This window comes from Actinomyces sp. ZJ308 (assembly GCF_011752065.1).
Classification (GTDB): Bacteria; Actinomycetota; Actinomycetes; order Actinomycetales; family Actinomycetaceae; genus Actinomyces.
In genome coordinates this window covers 35,347-57,022 of sequence record NZ_JAAIJY010000023.1, presented here as the reverse complement: position 1 = coordinate 57,022, position 21,676 = coordinate 35,347, and the positions used below count along the sequence as shown (strand labels likewise).

15 protein-coding genes and 2 pseudogenes are annotated in these 21,676 nt (G+C 71.2%); 11 read left to right on the top strand and 6 right to left on the bottom strand.

From position 1 onward, the window contains the following. Positions 1 to 431: 431 nt before the first annotated feature. A pseudogene (locus HCR68_RS10310) lies at positions 432 to 1,824 on the bottom strand (IS1380 family transposase). 564 nt (positions 1,825 to 2,388) lie between these two features. Here HCR68_RS10310 and cas6 point away from each other — a divergent pair. After that, positions 2,389 to 3,198: a CRISPR system precrRNA processing endoribonuclease RAMP protein Cas6 gene (gene cas6, locus HCR68_RS10305; RefSeq protein ID WP_167149193.1), complete on the top strand. Its 810-nt coding sequence runs from the start codon at positions 2,389 to 2,391 to the stop codon at positions 3,196 to 3,198. A gap of 134 nt (positions 3,199 to 3,332) precedes the next feature. On the opposite strand, the gene HCR68_RS10300 is transcribed toward cas6, so the two are convergent. Then, positions 3,333 to 3,923, bottom strand: a complete 591-nt coding sequence (locus HCR68_RS10300) for a helix-turn-helix transcriptional regulator (RefSeq protein ID WP_167149191.1) — start codon at positions 3,921 to 3,923, stop codon at positions 3,333 to 3,335. Between the two features lie 422 nt (positions 3,924 to 4,345). Between HCR68_RS10300 and ftsH the strand changes: the two genes are divergently transcribed. The 4 genes and pseudogenes from ftsH to HCR68_RS14535 form a co-directional block, all read left to right on the top strand. Next, entirely contained in the window at positions 4,346 to 6,442 is a 2,097-nt protein-coding gene (gene ftsH / locus HCR68_RS10295; RefSeq protein WP_167149189.1) for an ATP-dependent zinc metalloprotease FtsH, read from the top strand. Positions 6,443 to 6,496: 54 nt separating this feature from the next. Further along, positions 6,497 to 7,069, top strand: a complete 573-nt coding sequence (folE, locus tag HCR68_RS10290) for a GTP cyclohydrolase I FolE (protein WP_167149187.1) — start codon at positions 6,497 to 6,499, stop codon at positions 7,067 to 7,069. Positions 7,070 to 7,123: 54 nt separating this feature from the next. Next, on the top strand, positions 7,124 to 7,534 hold the full coding sequence (locus HCR68_RS10285; protein WP_167149184.1) for a YvaD family protein: 411 nt from the start codon (positions 7,124 to 7,126) through the stop codon (positions 7,532 to 7,534). A 30-nt stretch (positions 7,535 to 7,564) separates the two neighbouring features. After that, positions 7,565 to 7,693: pseudogene (locus tag HCR68_RS14535) on the top strand (QacE family quaternary ammonium compound efflux SMR transporter); the annotation flags it as partial. Between the two features lie 356 nt (positions 7,694 to 8,049). Here HCR68_RS14535 and HCR68_RS10275 read toward each other — a convergent pair. Next, positions 8,050 to 9,309: a histidine kinase gene (locus tag HCR68_RS10275; RefSeq protein ID WP_243859051.1), complete on the bottom strand. Its 1,260-nt coding sequence runs from the start codon at positions 9,307 to 9,309 to the stop codon at positions 8,050 to 8,052. 68 nt (positions 9,310 to 9,377) lie between these two features. Between HCR68_RS10275 and HCR68_RS10270 the strand changes: the two genes are divergently transcribed. Beyond that, on the top strand, positions 9,378 to 10,052 hold the full coding sequence (locus HCR68_RS10270) for a response regulator transcription factor (protein ID WP_167149181.1): 675 nt from the start codon (positions 9,378 to 9,380) through the stop codon (positions 10,050 to 10,052). Positions 10,053 to 10,071: 19 nt separating this feature from the next. Here the strand turns inward: HCR68_RS10270 and HCR68_RS10265 are convergent, their stop codons facing one another. Beyond that, a complete protein-coding gene (locus HCR68_RS10265; protein WP_167149179.1) occupies positions 10,072 to 12,558 on the bottom strand; it encodes an ABC transporter permease in 2,487 nt (828 codons plus the stop codon). Then, positions 12,558 to 13,337 (bottom strand): ABC transporter ATP-binding protein, encoded by a 780-nt coding sequence (locus HCR68_RS10260; protein WP_167149202.1) that lies wholly within the window; start codon positions 13,335 to 13,337, stop codon positions 12,558 to 12,560. Before HCR68_RS10260 ends, HCR68_RS10265 begins: the two co-directional genes overlap by 1 nt. A gap of 503 nt (positions 13,338 to 13,840) precedes the next feature. On the opposite strand from HCR68_RS10260, the gene folP reads away from it, so the two are divergent. From folP to HCR68_RS10230, 5 genes are read left to right on the top strand one after another with little or no spacing between them, the layout of a single operon-like run. Next, positions 13,841 to 14,713 carry a dihydropteroate synthase gene (gene folP, locus HCR68_RS10255; protein ID WP_167149177.1) on the top strand — a complete coding sequence of 291 codons (873 nt, stop codon included), beginning with the start codon at positions 13,841 to 13,843 and terminating at the stop codon, positions 14,711 to 14,713. Next, complete coding sequence (folK, locus tag HCR68_RS10245) at positions 14,710 to 17,508, top strand: 2-amino-4-hydroxy-6-hydroxymethyldihydropteridine diphosphokinase (protein ID WP_243859050.1); 2,799 nt, start codon at positions 14,710 to 14,712, stop codon at positions 17,506 to 17,508. The genes folP and folK overlap by 4 nt, the downstream gene beginning before the upstream one ends. Beyond that, a complete protein-coding gene (locus tag HCR68_RS10240) occupies positions 17,508 to 18,008 on the top strand; it encodes a DUF3180 domain-containing protein (RefSeq protein WP_167149176.1) in 501 nt (166 codons plus the stop codon). The genes folK and HCR68_RS10240 overlap by 1 nt, the downstream gene beginning before the upstream one ends. Then, positions 18,005 to 18,553 (top strand): PH domain-containing protein, encoded by a 549-nt coding sequence (locus HCR68_RS10235; protein ID WP_243859049.1) that lies wholly within the window; start codon positions 18,005 to 18,007, stop codon positions 18,551 to 18,553. The genes HCR68_RS10240 and HCR68_RS10235 overlap by 4 nt, the downstream gene beginning before the upstream one ends. After that, positions 18,550 to 20,364: a PH domain-containing protein gene (locus HCR68_RS10230; protein WP_167149174.1), complete on the top strand. Its 1,815-nt coding sequence runs from the start codon at positions 18,550 to 18,552 to the stop codon at positions 20,362 to 20,364. Before HCR68_RS10235 ends, HCR68_RS10230 begins: the two co-directional genes overlap by 4 nt. A gap of 126 nt (positions 20,365 to 20,490) precedes the next feature. Here the strand turns inward: HCR68_RS10230 and HCR68_RS10225 are convergent, their stop codons facing one another. Next, positions 20,491 to 21,459 carry a DUF2520 domain-containing protein gene (locus tag HCR68_RS10225; protein ID WP_167149172.1) on the bottom strand — a complete coding sequence of 323 codons (969 nt, stop codon included), beginning with the start codon at positions 21,457 to 21,459 and terminating at the stop codon, positions 20,491 to 20,493. Between the last annotated feature and the right edge of the window lie 217 nt (positions 21,460 to 21,676).

The following is a 21,676-nucleotide window of genomic DNA, read 5'->3' as shown; positions in this document are numbered from 1 at the left end:
GAACCTGGGTCAGGGGCTGGCGAGACAGGGCGGTCGTGGTGGAGGATGGCATCAGCGCGGGCTCCCAGGACGAGGAGATGACTAGACACCACTCATCGTCCCCACGGGGCCCGCGCCCCTGTCCTAGCGACACGCCATCCCTACCAAACCGACTCAGACACCCTCACCCACCGACTTTGCCGACCCCCTGGTGCGAGGTGCTTTCTGACCAATTGTCTCAATCATACTGGTGCTCCTTAAGAATCGTCTTAACCTCGATCTTTCATTGGCTGGTTGAGTGGGTGTGGGTGGCGTCGTTGCCGGTGTCGTGGGGGCGATTATGCCGGTTGGGTGTGACGGTCTGCCGCGTGTCGTCTCGCGGTGGTCGGGCCTTTCCGGGGCCAGGGTTGTTCCTTCGGGGTCGTGGTGGACAGGAGGCAGCGGTCGGGTGCCTATGGTGCGGGTAGGGCCTGAAAGCTGCTCAGTGCGGTCAGCAGGAGGCTGGTGAAGGGGTGGTCGGCCTTGTAGCGCAGGACGGTGCGGCGGGCGTGGTGGGCGATGACGGCGGGGATGCTCATCAGGCGCAGGCGGATCGTCCTGGGCTCCCACTTGCGGGCGGGGGTGGAGGTCAGGGCGAGCAGCTGGGAGAAGGCCAGCAGGCCTGCGGGCCAGGGCCACGATCAGGCACCAGATACGGTTCTGGGCGAATCCCTGCAAGGGAAAGCGGTCGAGCCCGGTGTCCTTGGCGCAGCGGATACGGTCCCCTGGCAGCGGGCTCGTAGCCGGTGGCGGACCTCGAGATCGGCGAGCTGACCCACCCTCGTGCTGGTGGCGAAGGCGGTCAGTCGGTAGCCTCCGACGTCCTCGAAGCGCAGCTGGGCTCCCTGGTGGGGCCGCTCTCTGCGCACGGTTGACCCGCATCCCCCTTTGGCCAAGCGGTCAGGTCCAGCAGGTCAGTGATCTCAGCGACGTCCGCGCCCTGCCTGGGCTGTCCGTCAGCGTTGTAGGCCGGGGTCCAGGCGGTCTCGGGGATGGTGTCGTAGATCTGCGGCGTGTGCTCGGGAAGCGTGAACCCCACGCTGTAGGACACCCGCCGACGGGCCAGGAGCTCGATGGTCTCCTTCGTGCCTCCGGCCCCGCCTGGTGCGCACCAGGACCCGCCGCCCTGGTCTGGGGCCGAGCCCGGCCTGGTCCAGTGCCCGGCGGATGATCTCGACGTGGTCGGTGGCGGTGTTCGAACCGGCGTTTCCGTGCCGCAGCACGAGCGCCGCGCACTCACCCCCGCCATCGGGGCCGTGGCCTGCTCCACGCGGTCAGCGGGTGGTAGTCGAACCCCTTCTTGAAGGTCGGGGCCGCGCCCTCCTTGTCTGAGTGCACATTAACCGAGGTGGCGTCGACGTCGATCACCAGCGGCCGGTTTGCCGAGACGCCGGCGGTCGGTGAGTGCTCGCCGGCCAGGGCCCACACCCGATGCCGCACTGTCTTGCGGGCCCGGTTGACGGCGGCCTCGACAGCCTCGACGTGGTCGGCCAGGGCCCCTATAAGTCGCGAGACCGTCGGGTCGGAGGCAACAGGCCCGAAGATCTCCTTCTCGCACCGCAGCAGCGACAGGTCCGACAGGCACCGGCCTCCCAGGGCCACGCACACCGCCAGATCCAAAATGATCTTGCCCGGGTCGTGCACCGCCCCCGGCCGCCGCCACGTAGACAGGGCCTGCGAGAGCTCGTTGCCCAGGCCCGTGACCCTGCTCGTCTCGGTCAGCAGCCTGGCCCCGGCCAGACCCACCGCCGGCACCTGACCGGACTCCACACCCACAACCGGGTACAACCCGCTATTCTTCACCACGAAGGTGTCCTTCCCCTGGAGTTCTCGGATCTCAGCAACCCGCATTATTCCAGGCGAAGCGACACCTTCACCCCACTTTCACCACCTCAACGATGAAATCTCGAGGTTAATGCACCTTGTGGTGCGAGGTGCTTTCTGACCCCTGCCTCTGGGAGTGGCGTCGTTGCGCCACTTCCGGGGGCTGGATCGCCACCGGCTCCGCAAGCACCCCACGGGACCGGCTGGCATCGCCCCTATTTAACCACCTTTCGGCGTCCTGACGCCAAGCGCCACCGACGCCACCTCCGACCCGTCCGGCTACCAACTTCCAACGACGCCAAGCCAAAAGGTCGACGTTCCCGGCTGTGGTTACCGACACGCCTTGCTCCTGGCGTCCGACCGACATCCCACCGTGGCTCCGCCCTCATCGCCCGCCTGCCTCACGATGCTGAGGAACCTCGGCCTCTCAACTCCAGGTCGCGGCCACCCTCGCTCCGGTAGTGTCGCCGGAAGTAACCCGTCTCGCATCAACCGTGTCCGCAACCGGTCCCCGCCACTCACCCCGTCGCAAAGGAGCCCCGTCGAGTGCCCGCCACCGTATTCGTCCGCTTCGACGCGCCCGGCCCGGTCGAGGCCACGCCCCGCCGCCTCCACGCCGCCTGGGGCCGGGTCCTCGACCTCCCCGAAGGCATCAGCCCCGAGCGCGCGGCCCGCCTGCCCGCCCTCGCCCACCGGCCCCTCCACGACCAGCCCGGCCCCAAGCCCTACTGCCTGGGCGACATGACCCAGACCCCGGAGGGCCTCGGCGTCGAGCTGCGATTCCTGGACGACCGCCTCCTGGACACCCTCGACGCATGGCTCGCCTGGGGCGGCGTCCTGCCCGTCGGCGACGGCAGCGAGACCACCGCCGTGCTCGCCGCCGTCGAGGCTCAGGTCCTCGAACAGGCCGACTGGGAGGACCTGGCCGCCAACGACACCGCCACTGCCTGGGACATCCGCCTGCTGACCCCCACCGTCTTCACCTCCCGGGGCCAGCACGTCCCCGACGTCACCGCCGCCTCCCTGGCCACCAGCCTCCACTCGCGCTGGTACCACTGGTGTCGGCACCTGGCGCCCGTGCTGCCCGAGCGAGAGCGCCTGGCCTCCGTCCTCGTCACCCAGGACCGCACCCGCCGCACCGTCGTCGGCCTGGGCATGCCCCGCGCCGACCGCCGCGGACGCCTCTCCAGCCACCGCATCCACGCCAGCATCGGCGCCCTGCGCATCAGCGCCCCATCCGCCAGTGCCACCACCGCCGTCTTCTCCCAGCTCATGGCCCTTGCCCGCTACACCAACGTCGGCTCCCACGGCGCCTACGGGATGGGCGTCATCGACGTCGTCGCGGACGCACCATAGAGGTCACGGACTGCCCCCTGGGCCTCACTCCTCGGGCCTTAAGGCGCGTCCGCAGGGGGAGGCGGAGGCGGTTGAGTCGTCGATGCCATCAATCGCAAACCCGTGAAGCTGCTCGAAGGGGAGAGCTCTCCGGCTCACGTCGCATAGTGGTCCCTCTCCCAGCGGATCACTGCTTGTCGCTGGGGTGTGCTGAGGAAACCCGCCATAGGTGAGACCTCGCGAAGCCGGCAGCCGTCTTCGTCGTCGGCGCACATGCGTTCACGCATGGTCCTGATGTCTCCCGACTCAAGCCATGATCTCCATCGCTCGAGACTTGATCGGTGCAGTGTTCCTCGGGTTGAGGACTCGTTACGTGCGATTCCGTCGGCAACCTGCGAGCGCCACTCCGTCGCCGACCAGTTGACAGAGGCGTCGACGAGACGGTGGAGCATGAGACTTCGACGACGTGAACGACTGGTTGCAGCGGCGCTGTCGGCATCAATGGAGGTGATGTCGGGGCTGAGGGTAAGGGTGTGTTCTGTCTCGTTGACGATGCGCGGTGTCACGATCCCGAGATCCTGCAGGCCGAGGGCGTCAAGGTAGCGGGCGCGCGTGCGTAAGGTGATGTCGCCTCGCGCTTCCCGAGTCTCGGTCTGAGACACGGAGGCCACGGATACCCCCAGGCGTCTGGCGAGTTCACTCTGCGCGACGCCCAGGCTGTGTCGAGCCTCCTGAATCGTGGTCACGCACTTAAGTTATAAGTTAAGAGGGTGCTGCGGCAAGCGTCGCTAGAGCACTTCCTGTGCGGGGATTGCGTGGGGATGCGGTGGTGCGCTGCCGGCCGTGCCCGGGCGCCTACTGCATGAGGCTCGGGTCCTACTGGCCAGGGGTTGACCGCACTGCACGGGGGTCCGGACCTCGTGGAGTACACCCATGTCCCAGCCAGTAGACCCCAGGCCTCCTGCAGTACCTGCCAGAGCAGCCCGCGCCCCCGGACCTCGCGCCGTGCCGGCCAGAGCGGCCCGCGCCCCGTTCGCGGCGGCGCACCCTACCGCCTCCCCGGTTCTTCCCGGCCACGCCCGGCGCGAACGTGAGCAAGCGCAATGGGACCTTTGCGGTGCTATCGGCTAACGTCTGAGAATCAGTATGTTGAAGGGACCTACCGCAGATGACAGATTCTGGGCGTAAGCCCGGCCGCAAGGACTCGGAGAAGCCGGGCAGGGCCGGAAAGGACGATCGCAGCAGGCGTGACCGCAAGCTCCGCGACTCACTGGGCAACCCGTTCCTGTGGCTGGTGCCCTTCCTCCTGGTCGTGATCCTCGGCTGGGCCGTCTTCTCCTCGATGTTCGGCTACCGCACCATCGACACCTCCGACGGTCTGGCCCTCCTGCGCGACAAGGCGGACACGATCGAGTCGATCACCGTCGTCGACGGCACCCAGCGCGTCGAGGTGGACCTCAGCTCCACCTATGTTCAGCCCAAGAAGAAGGGCGACTCCGAGGCGCGCCCCCTGGGCAAGAAGGTCGAGTTCTCCTTCACCGATGCCCAGGCCGAGCAGGTCGACCGCCTCGTCCAGTCCGCCGCTCCCAAGGACGGCTTCAACTCCGTGGTGCCCACCACCACCTGGTGGTCCTCGATGATCCAGCTGCTCGTGCCCGCCCTCCTGCTGGGCGGCATCATGTGGTGGCTCATCGGCCGCATGGGCGGCGGGCGCGGCGGCGCCATGGGCTTCGGGCGCTCCAAGGCCAAGGTCGGCTCCAAGGAGATGCCCGACGTCACCTTCGCCGACGTCGCCGGTGAGGACGAGGCCGTCGAGGAGCTCGAGGAGATCCGCGAGTTCCTCTCCGAGCCGGACAAGTTCCGCGCCGTCGGCGCCAAGATCCCCAAGGGCGTCCTGCTCTACGGCCCGCCCGGAACCGGTAAGACCCTGCTCGCCAAGGCCGTCGCCGGCGAGGCCGGCGTGCCCTTCTTCTCCATGGCTGCCTCCGAGTTCGTCGAGATGTTCGTCGGCGTCGGCGCCTCGCGCGTGCGCGACCTGTTCGACCAGGCCAAGGAGAACGCCCCCGCCATCATCTTCGTCGACGAGATCGACGCCGTCGGCCGCCACCGCGGCTCGGGCACCGGCGGCGGGCACGACGAGCGCGAGCAGACCCTCAATCAGCTCCTCGTCGAGATGGACGGCTTCGACGCCAACACCAACGTCATCCTCATCGCCGCCACCAACCGCCCCGACGTCCTGGACCCCGCCCTCCTGCGCCCCGGCCGCTTCGACCGGCAGGTCAGCGTCGAGGCCCCGGACATGGCCGGGCGCGCCGCCATCCTCAAGGTCCACGCCAAGGGCAAGCCCTTGACCGACGACGTCGACCTCGACCTCGTGGCCAAGCGCACCCCCGGCTTCACCGGAGCCGACCTGGCCAACGTCCTCAACGAGGCCGCCCTGCTCACCGCCCGCTCCAACGCCCAGCTCATCGACAACCGGGCCCTGGACGAGGCCATCGACCGCGTCATCGCCGGCCCGCAGAAGCGCACCCGCGTCATGCGCGACCACGAGAAGCGCGTCACCGCCTACCACGAGGCCGGCCACGCCCTGTGCGCCGCCGCCGGCGCCTACTCCGACCCGGTCACCAAGGTGACGATCCTGCCGCGCGGGCGCGCCCTGGGCTACACGCAGGTCATGCCCCAGGACGACAAGTACTCCACCACCCGCAACGAGCTGCTCGACCAGCTCGTCTACGCCATGGGCGGGCGGGCCGCCGAGGAGATCATCTTCCGCGACCCCACCACCGGCGCCTCCAACGACATCGAGAAGGCCACCTCCACGGCCCGCAAGATGGTCACCGACTACGGCATGACCACCGCGGTCGGCGCCGTCAAGCTCGGCACCACGGAGAACGAGACGGTCCTGGGGCTCAACGCCACCAACCGCGACTTCTCCGAGGAGGTCGCCGCCACCGTCGACGTCGAGGTCCGAGCCCTGCTGGATGCCGCCCACCGCGAGGCCTGGGAGATCCTCACCCGCAACCGCGCCGTGCTCGACGAGCTGGCCGAGGAGCTCCTCACCCGTGAGACGCTCCTGGAGAAGGACCTGGAGCGGATCTTCTCCGGCGTCGTCAAGCAGCCCGAGCGTCCCCTGTGGCGCAGCGACGAGACGCTGCCCGTCGTCGAGGTCGCGCCCGCCACCGTGGTCTCCACCGACGACGGCGACGCCGGCGGGGAGACCGGTAGCACCCACGGCGGGGACGACTTCTGGGGCTACAGCAAGTGAGCGCTGGCCGGGCCCGGGTGGCCCGGCGGGAGCGGGGAAGGGTGGAGGCCGGACATGAGCTATGACGCCGAGGGCGTGCGGCGGGCCGTGCGCGACCTGCTCGTCGCCATCGGGGAGGACCCCGACCGTGACGGCCTGCGCGACACCCCCGAGCGCATGGCGCGCGCCTACCAGGAGATGTTCTCCGGCCTCGGGCAGGACCCGGCTGAGCACGTCGAGCGGGTCTTCGACGTCGGGCACGAGGAGATGGTCCTCGTGCGCGACATCCCCATGTACTCGGTGTGCGAGCACCATCTCCTGCCCTTCCATGGGGCCGCGCACGTGGGCTACATCCCTAGCGCCGACGGGCGCGTCACCGGCCTGTCCAAGGTGGCGCGCCTCGTGGACGGCTACGCCCGCCGCCCCCAGGTCCAGGAGCGGCTCACCCGGCAGATCGCCGACGCGCTCGTCGAGCGCCTGGAGTGCCGCGGCGTGCTCGTCGTCGTCGAGGCCGAGCACCTGTGCATGTCCATGCGGGGCGTGCGCAAGCCCGGATCCAACACCATCACCTCCGCCGTGCGCGGCATCATGCGCAACGCCGCGACCCGCTCCGAGGCCATGAGCCTGGTCCTGGGCCGGCGGTCCTGAGAGCCTGCGAGGCGAGGCCTCGACACCGGAGAGTACCGGTGAAATAGTGGACGAATGAGTCCGATCTACAAGAAGCTGCTGGTGGCGGTCGATGCCGGGCTGCTGCTCTACTGGGCGGCCGTCTTCCTCAACCTCATTCCCGAGCACCTGCGTTTCAAGGACTACTCCAACCAGGTTATTCAGGCCTGGAACTGGTCCTTCTTCCCGCTCGACGTCGCCGCCGCCCTGACCGTCTTCCTCGGCGCCTACTTGACGCGCGCGGGCAGCAGGGTCGGGGACCTGGTGCTGACGGTCGGGCTCATGCTGACCTTCTGCGCCGGATTCATGGCGATCTCCTTCTGGTCCTTCTACCGCGACTTCGACCCGCTGTGGTGGGGACCCAACGCCCTGCTCATGCTCATTCCGGCACTCGCCCTCGGTTCCATGGTCTGCCGGCGGCTCGGAACCGCGGAGAACCGCACGTGACCGTCAAGGGCGTGCTGTGCCCGTCGACGTGGGGGAGCTGCTGCCACAGCGATCGCCTCGCGGCTCCTCTTCGGTGAGCCGCTGACCCGCACCATAATCACTGGGATCGCCCTCATCATGGCTGGGGTGCTCCTCGTCGAAGTGGGCGGCGTGCACTGACGATCACGTCGAGCAGCGCGGCGGGCCGTACTGCACGACGGTTAGGTGGCACTGGTCGGCATTTTGGGGTACTCCACGACAGCTAGACGGTCGTGCAGTGCGGTTAACCGTCGGCCAGTGCGCCCCGGGTGTCGTGGAGTGGGCCCCAGGATCAGGGGCAAGCCCCGAGCGCTCGGGGTCATGGTCCCTCCCAGGAGGGGCCAGATGCAGGCCAGGAAGAGCGCAACCGCCCCGTGGAGCAGGTGGGTGCGTTGTGTGGGGTGCCATGTAACGGATGTCTGGCTGTCGAAGGCAGGAGGAGGCATGTTGACCGGTCTCGTTTCGATGGGAGATGGTTGGCGGGCTTTGAGGTGGGGTTACCGCGCTGTGAGCTGCTGGTGCCCCCTGACCGGAGGCGCGGTGCTTGTTGAGGGTTGGAAGGGGACGCTGAGGATCGTGGCCCAGCGGCCCTCGCTGCGGCTGACGCTCAGACTGCCGCCCAAGGCCTCCACGCGGCGCCGGGCCCCCTCCAGACCCAGCCCCGAGGAGAAGACGCCGTATCCGGACATGCCGACCCCCGGCACGCCTCCGCCCGCCCACGCCTCGCCCGCCGGCCCCACGGCACCCACCGTTCCCGGTGCGCCGACGTCGTTGCTGGCCATCGCCTCCAGGGAGCGCCCATCGGACTCGATGACCAGGCGCGCCCGCCCCCGCGGGGCCGTGTACTTGGACATGTTCGTCACCAGCTCGCCCAGCACCCGCAGCAGCTGGAGCCGCACACCCGGCGGGATCACCGGGATCCCGAGCAGCTCCAGCCCCTGGACCTCCAGCCTCGCCCCGCGCTGCCCCAGGACGGCCGCGGCGTCGGCGAGGACCTCCTCCAAGGGGCGCGGCGCGGAGGTCGCCTCAATATCCAGCCGCTCGCCCCCGCGGAGGTCGCTCATGGCGCGCAGCGCGTGGCGCATCTGCTCCACCGCCGCGCGCACCGCCGCCGTCATCGCATCGAGCTCGGGCGCCAGCGCCGTGTCCTCGGGGTGCGCCAGCCGGGCCTGCTCGGCCGTCATGACCGCGTGGGTCAGGTCGCGCACCACCGTGTCGTGCAGCTCGGTGACCACCAGGAGGCGCTGACGCTCCATGCTCTCCCGGTAGGTGTGCAGAGAGCGCTCGGCCTGCTCGCGGGGGCTGCGGATGAGCTCGGCCATCGTGAGAGCCGCACCCCCGACGAATCCCCACCACAGCAGCATCTCGGACCAGCCCAAGCTCACGTCACCCCACTGGGCGTCGGCGATCATGAGCACGATCGTGAAGACCACCAGGCTGTAGGCGAGCATGCGCTGGAAGCCGCGCGCCACCAGGATCGCCGCACACAACCAGGGCAGGAGGCCCAGGAAGATGGTCTGCTCGTCCGACACGACCACGGCGCTCCAGGTCACTGCGGCTCCCAGCGCCGCCCCGGGCCACGGGAAGCGGGTGCACAGTGCCAGCGCCATCCCCCCGAGGAAATCGAAGGGGATCATGGAGGTGGACTGCGGCAGTACGTTCGTGATCGAGAAGAGGGTCAGCACAGCGGCCAGGAGGACGTGCGCCAGGTGCAGCCGCCAGCTCGGCCGCCACGCCGTGTACCGCGTGGGCTGCATCAGGCTCTCCACAACCGCGGGCACCGTCTCATCACCTTCCCCCGAGCCGATCCGGATAATATTCTTCCATGACGGTCCCCAACGTTACTGATGATCCCGCTGCGGCCTCGCAGGTCCTTCGCGTCGCCATCGTCGACGACGATCCCTTCGTCCTCAACGCGCTGCGGGCCTACCTGAGCTCGGACGAGCGCATCGAGGTCGCCAGCACCTTCTCCCGCGCCGCCGACGCACTGGCCTTCCTCCACAAGATCCGCGTGGACGTGCTGCTCACCGACGTGCGCATGCCCGAGATGGACGGCCTGGAGCTCCTCACCCGGGTGCGCCGGCAGTGGCCCCGCACCGCCGTCGTCGTGCTCACCTCCTTCGACGACGACGAGGCCATGGTCACCGCACTCGCCCAGCACGCCAACGGCTTCCTGCTCAAGGACGCCTCGCCCGAGGAGATCATCCGCGCCGTCATCGCCGCCAGCGCCGGCGGGACCACGATCTCCCCGACCGCCACCTCCCGGCTCGTCACCCGCCACCTGCGACCCCCGCAGACGGCCCAGGCCCCCGACGTCACCGAGGCCGAGCAGGCGGTCCTGACCCTCCTGTGCGAGGGGTACTCCAACGCCGAGATCGCCGAGCAGCTCGTCATCGCCGAGTCCACGGTCAAGACCCACGTCTCCCACCTCATGAAGAAGTACGACGTCCCCTCCCGGCTCAAGCTCGTCGTCGCCGTCCACAAGACCCAGGGGGCCTGAGCCGGTCCTCTTCACCGCCTCACTCCTCGGACAGGGCCATGACCGGCGCCACCGAGGCGGCCCGTCCGGCCGGGCGCAGCGAGGCCAGCAGGCCCACGGCCAGGGTCACGGCAAGAGTGCCGAGCAGCGCGAGCCAGGGGATGGTGACGGTCATCCCCTCCATCTCGCCGGCTGCCGCGAGGGTGCCCGCGGTCCCGAGGAGGGAGCCGACGACGAGCCCCAGCCCGCCGCCCACGGCCGCCAGGAGGGTCCCCTCGGTGACGATGAGGCGGCGGATCTCCCGGCGGGAGCTGCCGGTGGCGCGCAGGACCCCGATCTCCCGAATCCGCTCGAGAACCGAGACGTCCGTGGTGTTGGCCAGCCCGGACAGGGCGATGACCAGGGCGGCGCCCAGAACCAGGCAGACGATGAGGGCCATCCTCGTGATGATGGATGACATCTGCTCAGTCGCGGCGGCGCTTCCCTGGACCATCAGGGTCTGCCCTCGGACAGTCGCATTGAGAGAGCGCTCGGTATCGGATGTCATGGAATTGCCGGTGGAGCGGACCCACATGGTGGTGTTGGTGGGGGTGTCGCCGTTAAGGCGCTGAGCCACTGCCGGGCTGACCACGGCGCCCCAGCCCTCCCGGACACGGGCCGTCAGCTCCACGCTTCCGGCAGCGCCGGTCAGGGTCACCGTGGAGCCGTCCGGGATCTGGTAGATGCCGCCCACGACGAGGGTGCTGTCATCAAGGTCCTCCAGGCCGCTGGTCGAGCGCACGACGGGGGCGATAGCACCTACGTCGATGACGTCGACGTTGATGTCCTTGGTCTGCCCGTCGACGGTCTGGGTCAGGTCGAGGGAGGGGACGTAGGTGACGTCCTTGACGCCGTCGACCGCCTTGACCTGCTTCGTCAGCTGCGCGGTATCGGTCTGCGGTGTGACGCCGAAGACCCGGGCGTCCACGGGCGAGCTGTGGCCGAGGATGGCGTCGAAGGAGGCGCTCAAGGAGGACAGGCCGACGAAGAGCCCCGAGCCCACCAGGACGCAGACGAAGAGCGTGGCGGCGGTCGCGGCGGACCGTCCGGAGTTGCGGGCCAGGTTGCGCGTGGCCAGGTGCAGCACCGGGAACCTCCTGTCCCCACTGATCCTGCCGATGAGGCCGATGATGGCGGTCACCAGCAGCGGAAGGGCCAGGATCGTACCGATGCCGACGACGGCGCTCCCACCCGCGGTGATGTAGATGTCGGATGCCTGAACGCCGAGGGCAACCAGGGCCGCACCGATGATGGCAACGACGACTCCCGCGACGGCCGTCCACAACCTGGCGCGCCCTGCCTGCCTGGTGCTCGCAACCTGCCCGGTCAGGGCCACGAGCGGTGAGATGCGTGTGGCCCTGCGGGCGGGGCGCAGAACCGCGATGAGAGTGACCAGCGTCCCCAGGGCGACGGTGAGACCGAGCGACACCGGCGAGATGGTGAGCTGATCCGCCTTGAGATCCGCGAAGCGCCCCGAGGAGACCACGGCGGCGGCGATCCCGGTCCCGGCGGCCGTGCCCAGGACGGAGCCGGCCAGGCCGGTGACGAGGCCGGTGCGCAGGACGGCGAGCATCACCTGTCGGCGGGTGGTGCCGATGCAGCGCATGAGGCCGATCGTGCGGGTCTGGCGCGCCACCAGGGTGCTGAAGGTCGTGGCGATGACGATGACGGCGACCGCCGCGCAGACCGGGGCCAGGATGTTGAGGACGGTGGCGATCATCGTCCCGCCCTGCTGGCTCTGCGAGCGCTGGGCGACGACGTCGTCCCGGCTCTGGACCGAGGCGCCGGGCTGGACGGCGTGAACCGTCTGCTCCACCTTCGCCGTGAGGGCCTGCGCGTCGGTTCCCGGCGTCGCGGTGACGTAGAGCTGGTAGTAGCTGGTGCGGGCGCCCATCGCCTGGAGCTGCTCGGTGGTGGCGTAGACGGCTCCGATTCCGGCCAGGTCGGTGTCGGGGCCGGCAGAGACGATCCCGACCACGGTGGGGGCACTGCGCGGAGCGTCAGTGTTCTTGCCGGTGCTGTCTGCGGTCAGCCGGATCGTGTCGCCCACGCTCAGGCCCTGCTGCTCGGCGAGCTCGGTGCTGATGGCGACCTCCCCGGTGGCGGAGGGTAGGCGGCCGCTGCTCAGGGTGGTGAACCGGCTCAGGGCTGGGACGTCCTGCGCGCTGACGGAGACACCGGCGGCATGGCGCAGCTGCTCGGGCAGGTCGAGCTGGATGACGTCCCAGTGGATGCCTCTCACGGAGGCGACTCCGTCGAGAGCGGAGACCTGGTTGAGGAGGGCGTCGTCCAGGTCGCTTCCGGGGGCCTGACTGCCCTTGGCCCGCTCGACGACGACGCTCGCGTCGCCGACGGACAGGCGGGCGCCGGTCTGCATCTGGGTGCGGAAGGAGTCGGAGATGATGAAGGCGAAGGCGATGAGGGCGGCGCTCATGGCCACGGCCACGAGGGCGGCGGCGGTGCGCCGAAGATCGAGCAGCGAGGGCATCAGCGGGCCTCCGTCCGGGGTGCGGGGCCGGCAGCGGGGGAGGGCGCGGCGTGACGTGCACTGGGCGCGCCGGGAGAGGCCACGCGGGTGCCGGCCGGGCGGCGCACGGCCTCGATCCCGGTGATGCGCCCGTCGCGCAGGCGGATGATGCGGTTGGTGGTGGTGGCGGCCTGCTCGTCGTGGGTGACCATGACGACGGTCTGGCCGAGCTGCTCGCACATGCGGGCCAGGGTCGCCAGGAGGGAGGCGGCTGAGGCGGTGTCCAGGGCGCCGGTGGGCTCGTCGGCGAAGACGACCTCGGGGCGGCCCACCAGCGCCCGGGCTACGGCCACGCGTTGCTGCTGGCCACCGGAGAGCTCGTTGGGGCGGTGACTCAGGCGGTCGCCGATGCCCAGGGTGGAGATGACGGCGTCGTACCAGCCCTGGTCCGGCTTGCGGTGGGCCAGACGCTGGGGCAGGAGGATGTTCTCCTCAGCGGTGAGGGTGGGCAGGAGGTTGAAGGACTGGAAGATGAAGCCGAGCCGGTCGCGGCGCACGGCGGTGAGCTGCTTGTCCTTCATGCCGGACAGGTCCTGGCCGGCGATGAGGACGCTACCGGAGGTGGGGGTGTCCAGGCCGGCCAGGCAGTGCAGGAGCGTGGACTTGCCCGAGCCGGAGGGGCCCATGATGGCGACGAACTCGCCGCGCCCCACCGTCAGGCTCGCCGAGTCCAGGGCGACGACCCGGGCCTCGCCCTCGCCGTAGACCTTGGTCAGGCCGCGGGCCTCGACGACGCTCAGCGGAGCCGCTGCACCGGGAGCTGAGGGCGCGGGCGACGCCGGGGCGCCCGGGGTGACCGATGCACCCGGGGTGCCCGGCGCAGGAGCGACGATCCGGTTGAAGGACGGGGGCTGGGGTTGAGTCGTCATCTCATGACCCTTCTCGTTGGCTGACTCGTGGGGGCGGAGCCGGTCGCCGGGGAACGTGTGCGTCCGAGCTGCCCTGTTGACGTGAAAAATCCTAGAAACGGCGCCATTGCAACGGAATGCGTCGAAGGGCGGGATGCGCTGCGGCGTCGTCCATCTTTAGGGGGAGCCCGGGAGAGCGCATACGGCACCGAGGTCGTGGGGCTCATAAACTTCAACAAAAACTTCACAGACGACACGGCTCCGTGTCGTCTGTGAAGTTTTTGTCGAAGTTGGTCGCTCTGACCCGGCCGGATCGTGTCCCGGCTCTCAGTTTGCGGCCGGCTGAAGATGTTTCGGTCCTCCCGCAGCGACGGACCAACCGTTAGCCTGACCCTGTGACGATTCTTCCCGCCGCCGCCCCGGCACCCCTGCCGGGGCGGGTGCCCCGCGACCGGACGCTCCTCATGGGCGTCCTCAACGTCACCCCCGACTCCTTCTCCGACGGCGGCCGCTGGGCCGAGACCGAGACCGCCGTGGCCCATGCCCGCGAGCTCATCGCCCAGGGCGCCGACATCATCGACATCGGTGGGGAGTCCACCCGCCCCGGCGCCCAGCGGGTCGACGTCGACACCGAGATCTCCCGCGTCCTGCCCGTGGTCCGCGCCCTCGTCATGGATGGGGGCGACGGCGACGCAATCGTCTCGGTGGACACCATCCACGCCGCCACCGCCGAGGCCGCCATCGACGCCGGCGCCCACATCATCAACGACGTCTCCGGAGGCCTGGCCGACCCCGCCATGCACGCCCTCATCGCCCGCACCGGCGTCGTCTACATCTGCCAGCACTGGCGCGGCGACCCCGAGACCATGGACCGGCTCACCGACTACCCGGGCGGCGTCGTCGCCGGGGTGGAGGCCGAGCTGCGTGAGCGCCTGGCCGAGCTCGACGCCGCCGGGGTCGCGCGCTCCCAGGTGGTCCTGGACCCCGGCCTCGGCTTCGCCAAGACCCACGCCCAGTCCTGGGAGCTGTTGGCCGCCACCTCCCGCCTTATCGAGGACCTGGGCCGGCCCTTCCTGGTCGGGGCCTCACGCAAGCGCTTCCTCGCCCAGGCGGCCGAGGCCGAGGCCGCCCCCGTCCAGCGCGACGCCGTCACCGCCGCCACCACCGCCCTGGCCGCCGCAGCCGGCGCCTGGGCCGTCAGAGTCCATGAGGTCCCGGCCAACCGGGCCGCCGTCCGCACCGCCTCCCTCTGGAAGGAACACCAGTGAGCACCACCGTCTCCGCGACCACCGACCGGATCAGCCTCGTCGGCCTGTCCGCCCGCGGCCACCACGGCGTCCTGCCCTTCGAACGGGAGGAGGGCCAGCTCTTCACGGTCGACGTCGTCCTCGACCTGGGCCAGCGCGGCACCGCCGTCGCCGCCGTCACCGACTCGGTGACCGACGCCGTCGACTACTCCCGCGTGGCCAACGGCATCGTGAGCATCATCGAGGGTGAGCCGGTCAACCTCATCGAGTCCCTGGCGGACAGGATCGCCGAGCGGGTCCTGTCCTTCCCGCGCGTCGTGGCCGCCGAGGTCACCGTGCACAAGCCCGAGGCGCCCCTCGACGTCGCCTTCGAGGACGTCTCGGTGACCATTCACCGGGTGGCCGACGCCGCCGCGGGCCACGGCGGGTCCCCCGCCACCAGCCAGGCCGCCTGGGCCGCCCAGGACGAGGAGCCGGTGGCCGTCTCCGCCCAGCCCCTGGCGACGCCGTCCTCCCCGGCTCCCGCCTACGAGCCCCCCGCCGCCCCTGCTGCGGCGCCCCTCGTCTCCGGGGCCCCCGACGTCGCGGCCGCCTCGTTCGCGGGGGAGGCGGCAGCCGCCTCGCCGACGGCGCCGACCCCCGAGCCGCCCATCACGCCGACGCCCTCGCCCGCCTCACCGCTCGAGGCTCCGGCCCGCTCCTCCTTCGCGGCGGCCGCGCCCTCCGTCCCCACGCCGATGCCGACTGAGCCCAGTGCTCCCAGCGGTGCCGGGACGCCGACCCAGCCCTGGGCGCCGGACTGGGCCACGGACTCCTCCGCCTCCTCCGCCTCGTCGGCCGCCTCCTCCTGGGCGTCTGAGGCTCCGGGGGCCGCAGAGGCCTCGGAGTTCTCCAGCGGGTCCTCTCACGGGTCCTACAGCGTGGCCGCCGACGCCTCCTCGGCCTCCAGCCTGCTCGAGACCCCCTCGACCAGTGCGCCCACCGCCGCCTCCGCCGGCCGGACCGCCGGCGCCGACGGATTCGTGAGCCTGGCTGCCGACGCGCTGGGGGTGACGTCCTCCGCGCCCCAGACCGGCTCGGCGCCCGTCGCCTCCGGCTACGCCGATGAGGCGGCCGCCGACGCCTCCGCCAGTGCCGTGTCCGGGGCCCCGGCCGAACCGGTCTCCACCGCGGGTGAGCTTCCCGTCCAGCTCCCCCGGGAGGGACGCCACGTGGCCTCCTCCGAGGAGGTCGAGCAGCAGGCCGCTCCCGTCGTCGACAGTCCCGTGGACCTTCTGGGCGGGCCGAGCACCTTCGGCGAGCCCGGCTCCTACAGCGAGACCGACTACCGCGGGGCCGCCTACGACGAGCCTGCCGGTGCGGCGGGCGCAGGTGCCGACACTGACGCCTCCTTCTCCTCCCCGGGTGGCTTCGGTCCCGACTCCGGGGCCGCTGCCGCGAACGGCTTCGCCGACGCCTCGGCCTCCCAGCCCCTGGCTGAGCCCGAGCCCGGCCCCTTGGGCGAGTACCCCGGAGCCCTGAGCCAGGAGGGCGTCGCACCGTCCTACTCCGCCCCGTCCTCCTACTCCGAGGACCTCTCCCAGGCCGGCGGCGCCTCCTACGCCGCGCCGCAGGCCTCGTCGCCGGCGCAGCCCGGATTCCCGGGCATCGCGGCCCCCGGGACCACTCCGGCGGCTCCCGCCGTCTCGGAGGTCCCCGCCGCACCGGTCGACCCGCTCGCCGAGCGGCCCGGCCGCCCCATCGGCGTCGTCTTCAGCCTGGGAGCCAATGTGGGTGGGGTCGTGGAGTCCCTGCGCACGGCCGTCCACGGTCTCAAGGGCGCCGAGGGGATCGAGGTCACGCAGGTGGCGCCGCTGGCCCGAACGGTCGCCGTCGTCGCCGAGGGCGCCGAGCCGCAGCCCGACTACCTCAACACGGTGGTCATGGCCACGACGACCCTCTCGCCGCGCGAGCTGCTCGAGCTGTGCCACTCCCTGGAGGCGGCCGCCGGGCGCGTGCGCACCGAGCCCTGGGGCGTGCGCACCCTCGACGTCGACCTCATCGAGGTCGAGGGCGTCACCTCCGCCGACCCGGCCCTGTCCCTGCCGCACCCGCGTGCCGCCGAGCGCGCCTTCGTCCTCGTGCCGTGGAGTCAGGCCGACCCCTTCGCCGAGCTGGCCGGGCACTCCGTGTCCGAGCTCGCCGAGAACGCCCCCGACCGCGGCGGTCTGCGGTGGCTGGCCTTCGACTGGCTGGACTCCGACTCGCTGCCGGACAAGCCCACCGGTCCCTACGTGGAGCCCCCGGTGGAGCAGACCGTAGGCGACGCCGAGCCGGAGCTCGTCTACGACGCCACCCGCGACGAGTCCTCCGTGGCCGACGCCGGCCTGGCCGCCGACTACGCCGGCAGCATCTCCGGCGCCTCGCCCGCCTCCTCGGCGCAGCCCCTCGGCGCCCAGGCGCCGGTGGAGCAGGCTCCCTTCGACCAGGCCCCCTTCGAGTCCTCCTACGACTCGAGCGCATGGTCCGGGCAGGCCCCGCAGATCGACTCGCCCTACCAGGCGGCCTCTGCGCCCGAGGCATCCGGTGGTGCCGGGACGGCCGGTTCCCAGGGCGGTTACGCCCCCGGCCGGGTCGCCGGCGCCGGTGGCTTCCCCGGCGACCAGCAGGACGTCGGCAGCTACGCGAACTACGCCGGTCAGCAGGAGCAGGCCGACCCGTCGGCCCAGCCGCAGCAGCAGGATGACGCCGCCGGGGACGCCTGGCAGTCCCCGCTCCAGTGGAACGACGTCATCCGCGGTGGCGCTCAGGGGACAGGGCCCCGCCAGGACGTCTGATGCGGCGCACCCGCTGGACCAGTGCCGTCACCTGGTTCATCGCCGCCGCGGTGGCCTCCTGGGTGGCCGGCGACCTCCTTCTGCGCCACCTCGGCTGGATCCCGGTCCTCACCCCCTGGGGGGCGGTGACTGCGCTGGTCATCGCCGGTATCGTCCTCGTGTGCGGTCTGGCGGTGCGGCGGCTGCGGGAGCGCGAGCGCACCTGGATCACCCCCACCGGCGCCGCCACCACGGCCGCCGCCGCCCAGGCCTCGGCCATCGTGGGGGCCGTCCTCGGGGGCGTCTACGCCGGCGGGCTCATCCTGGCGCTGGTGACGCCGCGCTCGCCGGCCATGACCCACCTGGCCTGGACCTCGATCGGCTGCATGGCGGCGTGCCTGGTGTGGTGCGTCGTCGGATTCGTCGTCGAGCAGTGGTGCTCCATCTCCGGTGACGGCGACGACGACGGCTCGTCCACCCCCTCCGGGCGGACCCCCGATGGGCCAGGAGCACCCGCATGACCAGTCCAGCCCCCGTGCCCGCCTCCACCCCGGTTTCCGGGCCCGGTCCGCGTCCGCCGGCCGGAGGCGACCCCTTCGCCCCCGACGGCGTCGTCTTCCACCCGGTCTCACCCAGGCTCATCACCGCCCGTCTCCTGGGGGCCGGTATCGTCAACGCCGTCCTCATCATCGGCTTCGCCATCCCCGGTGTGCTCGTCCGCCCCGGATTCTTCGTTCCGGCGGCGCTCGCCGCGGTGCTGTTCCTCTGGCAGCTCTGGCTCATCCCCCGCCAGGTGCGGGCCATGGGCTACGCCCTGGCCGACAACCACCTCCTGTGGCGCCATGGCGTCATGTTCCGCTCCATGACCGTCACCCCCTATGGGCGCATGCAGTTCGTGGACACCTCCCAGGGGCCGCTTGCCCGGTGGCTGGGCATCGCCGAGGTCCGGCTCCACACGGCCTCGGCCAGCACCGACGCCACGATCAACGGGCTGCCGGTGGCCGAGGCGGAGAACCTGCGCCAGGTTCTGTCCCGGCGTGGTGAGGAGAGGATGGCCGGACTGTGAGTCCCCGGCGGGGATCGAGCTGGGAGAGCCGCCTGGAGGCCGCCCGGCAGGCCGACCAGGAAGCCAGGCGGGAGGTGGAGCCGTCCGCCGTCGCCTCCCGGGAGCTGCCCCTGCCCGAGAACGTCACCTGGCACCGGGTCAGCGTCATCACACCGCTGCTGGAGGGCTGGAAGATCGCCACCGGCATCCTCGCCTTCGTCACGGTCCAGAACCTCGACGAGCTCGTGCGCGCCTACCGCTTCATCCGCGAGCGCGGTTTCTCCCTGGGCGACCAGATCGGCTACTACCTGCTCGGTCTCATCGCGCTGATCGCCCTGTGGGCGGGGCTCGGCCTGCTCAGCTGGTGGCGGCGCGCCTACGCCGTGGACGCCGACGGCGTCTACCTGCGCTCGGGCATCCTCAGCCGCAGGCTGCGTACGGCCCGCCTGCCGCGCATCCAGTCCGTCGACGTCGTCCACCCCCTGCTCGGACGCATCCTCGGCATGGGGCAGCTCACCGTCGAGGTCGCCGGTGGCCGGGACTCACGCGTGGTCATCGGGTTCCTCACCACCCGTGAGCTCCAGGCCCTGCGCGACCGCATCCTCGACCTGGCCGCCGGGCAGGTGGAGGTGACCGGCCCCAACACGGCGAGGGACACCGCGAGGCGGTCGGGGGAGAACGGGCCGGGCGGTGACGCCACTGCTCCCGCCGACCTCGCTGACCCGACTGCTCCCGTGGGCCTCCCCGACGCCGCCGGCGGGGCCCCGCCGGCGGGCCCGGCCGGAACCGCCACCGAGTTCGCGAACAACTCCTCCCTATCGCGCTCCACGCTTCTGCGGGCCTCCGGCTTCCAGGAGCACCCGCTCTACAACGTCGAGGCCGGCATCCTCATCGGCTCACTGCTACGCAGCCCCTCTACCTACGTGGTTCTGATGCTGCCCGCCGCTCTGCTCGCGCTCGCCATCGCCGCCTATGCCGTGGATGTCCCACCCAGCGGCGGTATGGTCGCGGTGGTGACCTCACTCATCACCACCGTCGTCGGTGTCGTGACGATTGTCTGGTCCCGTTTCAACGAAACCTGGAACTTCCACGCCGCCGCCACCCCCAGCGGCATTCGGATCCGCTATGGACTGACCGCCGACACCTCGCGCACGCTGCCGCCCGGGCGGGTCCACGGCGTCGGGATCACTCAGCCGATCCTGTGGCGCGGCAAGGACTGGTGGAGGGTGAATGTCACGGTGGCCGGCCGCGAGGACCGCCCCCAGGACGGGCAGAACCGGCAGACCGGGAACCTGCTCCTGCCCGTGGGGGTGCGCGACACCGCGCTGCGCGCCCTGTGGCTCGTGGTCCCCGACCTGGGAACGCCCGACCCGGACACGCTGCTCACCTTGGCCCTCACCGGCCGGGACGATGACGGCGTCGGAGACCCGCAGGCGCCGGCGGGCTCTGCGGCCCGCGGATTCGTGCGCATCAGCCGTCGCGGGCGGGTCTTCCACCCCTTCACGTGGCGCCGCACGGCCGCGATCCTGACCGACACCTGCGTCATCGTGCGCCACGGGCGCTGGCGGCGGCAGGTGACCGTCGTCCCCTACGAACGCATCCAGTCCCTGCACGTTCGCCAGGGGCCGCTGGCGCGCAGGCTGAACCTGGCCTCCCTCCGGCTCGACATGGTGGCCCAGGAGGTCCCCTCCTCGATCACCAACCTCGATGCCGCCGACGCCAAGGCGCTCGCGGCGCGGATCAGCGAGCGGGCGCTGCGTCGCTCCAGCGCCGAGCGCCTCGACCGCTGGCTCGCCCGCGCCGTCGCCGCGGGGCCGGTGACCGGCGAGTAGCCCAGAAGCCTGAGCCCGCCCGGAGACGCGGTCTTCGAGGCCTTGACGGGCTGATCCTGAGGAACAGCCCGCGAGTCTCAAGGTGCGTTCGCGAGGTCTGATGGTCCTCGCCGTTATTCCTTGTCGTTATTGGTCTCGCTGCTCGTCGGCCAGTGTCTCGCGCAGGCGCCGGGCCTGCTCGGCGGTGAGGCGCCCGGTGGCCTCGCAGCGCTCGGTGGTGGCCCGGGCCAGCTGCCGGTAGGAGGCGACGACGTCATCGAGCCCCTGACCCTCGCCGTCGCGCAGGGAGCCGAGCGCCTCCAGGTGGGCCGCCACCGTGCCGGCGTCACCCCGGGAGACCGGGCCGGTCAGGCCCGCCTCGCCCTCGTGCAGGGCGCGATCCAGGGCCGCGGCGAGCAGGGGGCCGAGCGTCGCCGCCCCGTCCTCGACCCCGGCGGCCCCCAGGACCCGGACGGCCTGCGTCACCACGGTCAGCAGGTGGTTGGCGCCGTGGGCGAGGGCCGCGTGGTAGGCCGGACGCGCCGACTCCTCCAGGACGAAGGGCTCGCCGCCGAGCTCGACCACCAGCGCCTGCGCGATGGGCAGCACGGCCGCCGGGGCGGTCACGGCCATCGGGCAGCCGACGAGCCGGGCCACATCCGTGGAGAACCCGGAGAAGGTCATCGCCGGGTGGATGGCCAGCGGGATCGCTCCGCAGCGCTGGGCGGGCGCCAGGACGGCCGCGCCGTAGCGGCCCGAGGTGTGGGCCACCAGCTGACCGGGCTGCCAGCGGCCCAGGTCCGCCAGTCCCTGCACGAGCGGTCCGAGCGCGTCATCCGGAACGGCCAGCAGGACGAGCTCGGCGCGCTCGACGATCTCCTCGACCTCCAGGACCGGCACACCCGGCAGCAGCATCTCGGCGCGCTCGCGCGAGTCCTCGGAGACGGCATGGACGCCGACCACCTGGTGCTCCACCGCGCGCAGCGCGCAGCCCAGGACCGCGCCGACGCGCCCGGCGGAGATGATGCCGACGCCCAGCCGGCCGGGCCGGCCTGCAGCCGCCCCCGCCGGACCGCCACTGTCCGGACCGGGACCCGTACCCTCGATGTCGCTCATGACCCCGATGCTCTCATGCCCGCCCGGCGAACCGGATTCACCCGCGGAGCGGCTCACCAGAGCTCGAGTCGGGACGAGTGAGGCACTGGGAGGGGCAGAAGTGTCAGTTCTGGCGACTTTTCAGACGACCGCAGGCCGCTCCCCATCCAGGCCCACCCCTCTGAACTGCGAAAACGCGAATCGACCTGGCCCCGCTGCACGGATTCCGCCCGGAAAA

Bases quoted from the DNA above. Each gene is read 5' to 3' on its own strand.
- ftsH (WP_167149189.1), top strand. From the start codon at position 4,346: ATGACAGATTCTGGGCGTAAGCCCGGCCGCAAGGACTCGGAGAAGCCG.
- HCR68_RS10235 (WP_243859049.1), top strand. From the start codon at position 18,005: ATGACCAGTCCAGCCCCCGTGCCCGCCTCCACCCCGGTTTCCGGGCCC.
- HCR68_RS10285 (WP_167149184.1), top strand. From the start codon at position 7,124: ATGAGTCCGATCTACAAGAAGCTGCTGGTGGCGGTCGATGCCGGGCTG.
- HCR68_RS10275 (WP_243859051.1), bottom strand. From the start codon at position 9,309: ATGCAGCCCACGCGGTACACGGCGTGGCGGCCGAGCTGGCGGCTGCAC.
- HCR68_RS10240 (WP_167149176.1), top strand. From the start codon at position 17,508: ATGCGGCGCACCCGCTGGACCAGTGCCGTCACCTGGTTCATCGCCGCC.
- HCR68_RS10270 (WP_167149181.1), top strand. From the start codon at position 9,378: ATGACGGTCCCCAACGTTACTGATGATCCCGCTGCGGCCTCGCAGGTC.
- HCR68_RS10225 (WP_167149172.1), bottom strand. From the start codon at position 21,459: ATGAGCGACATCGAGGGTACGGGTCCCGGTCCGGACAGTGGCGGTCCG.
- HCR68_RS10265 (WP_167149179.1), bottom strand. From the start codon at position 12,558: ATGCCCTCGCTGCTCGATCTTCGGCGCACCGCCGCCGCCCTCGTGGCC.
- folE (WP_167149187.1), top strand. From the start codon at position 6,497: ATGAGCTATGACGCCGAGGGCGTGCGGCGGGCCGTGCGCGACCTGCTC.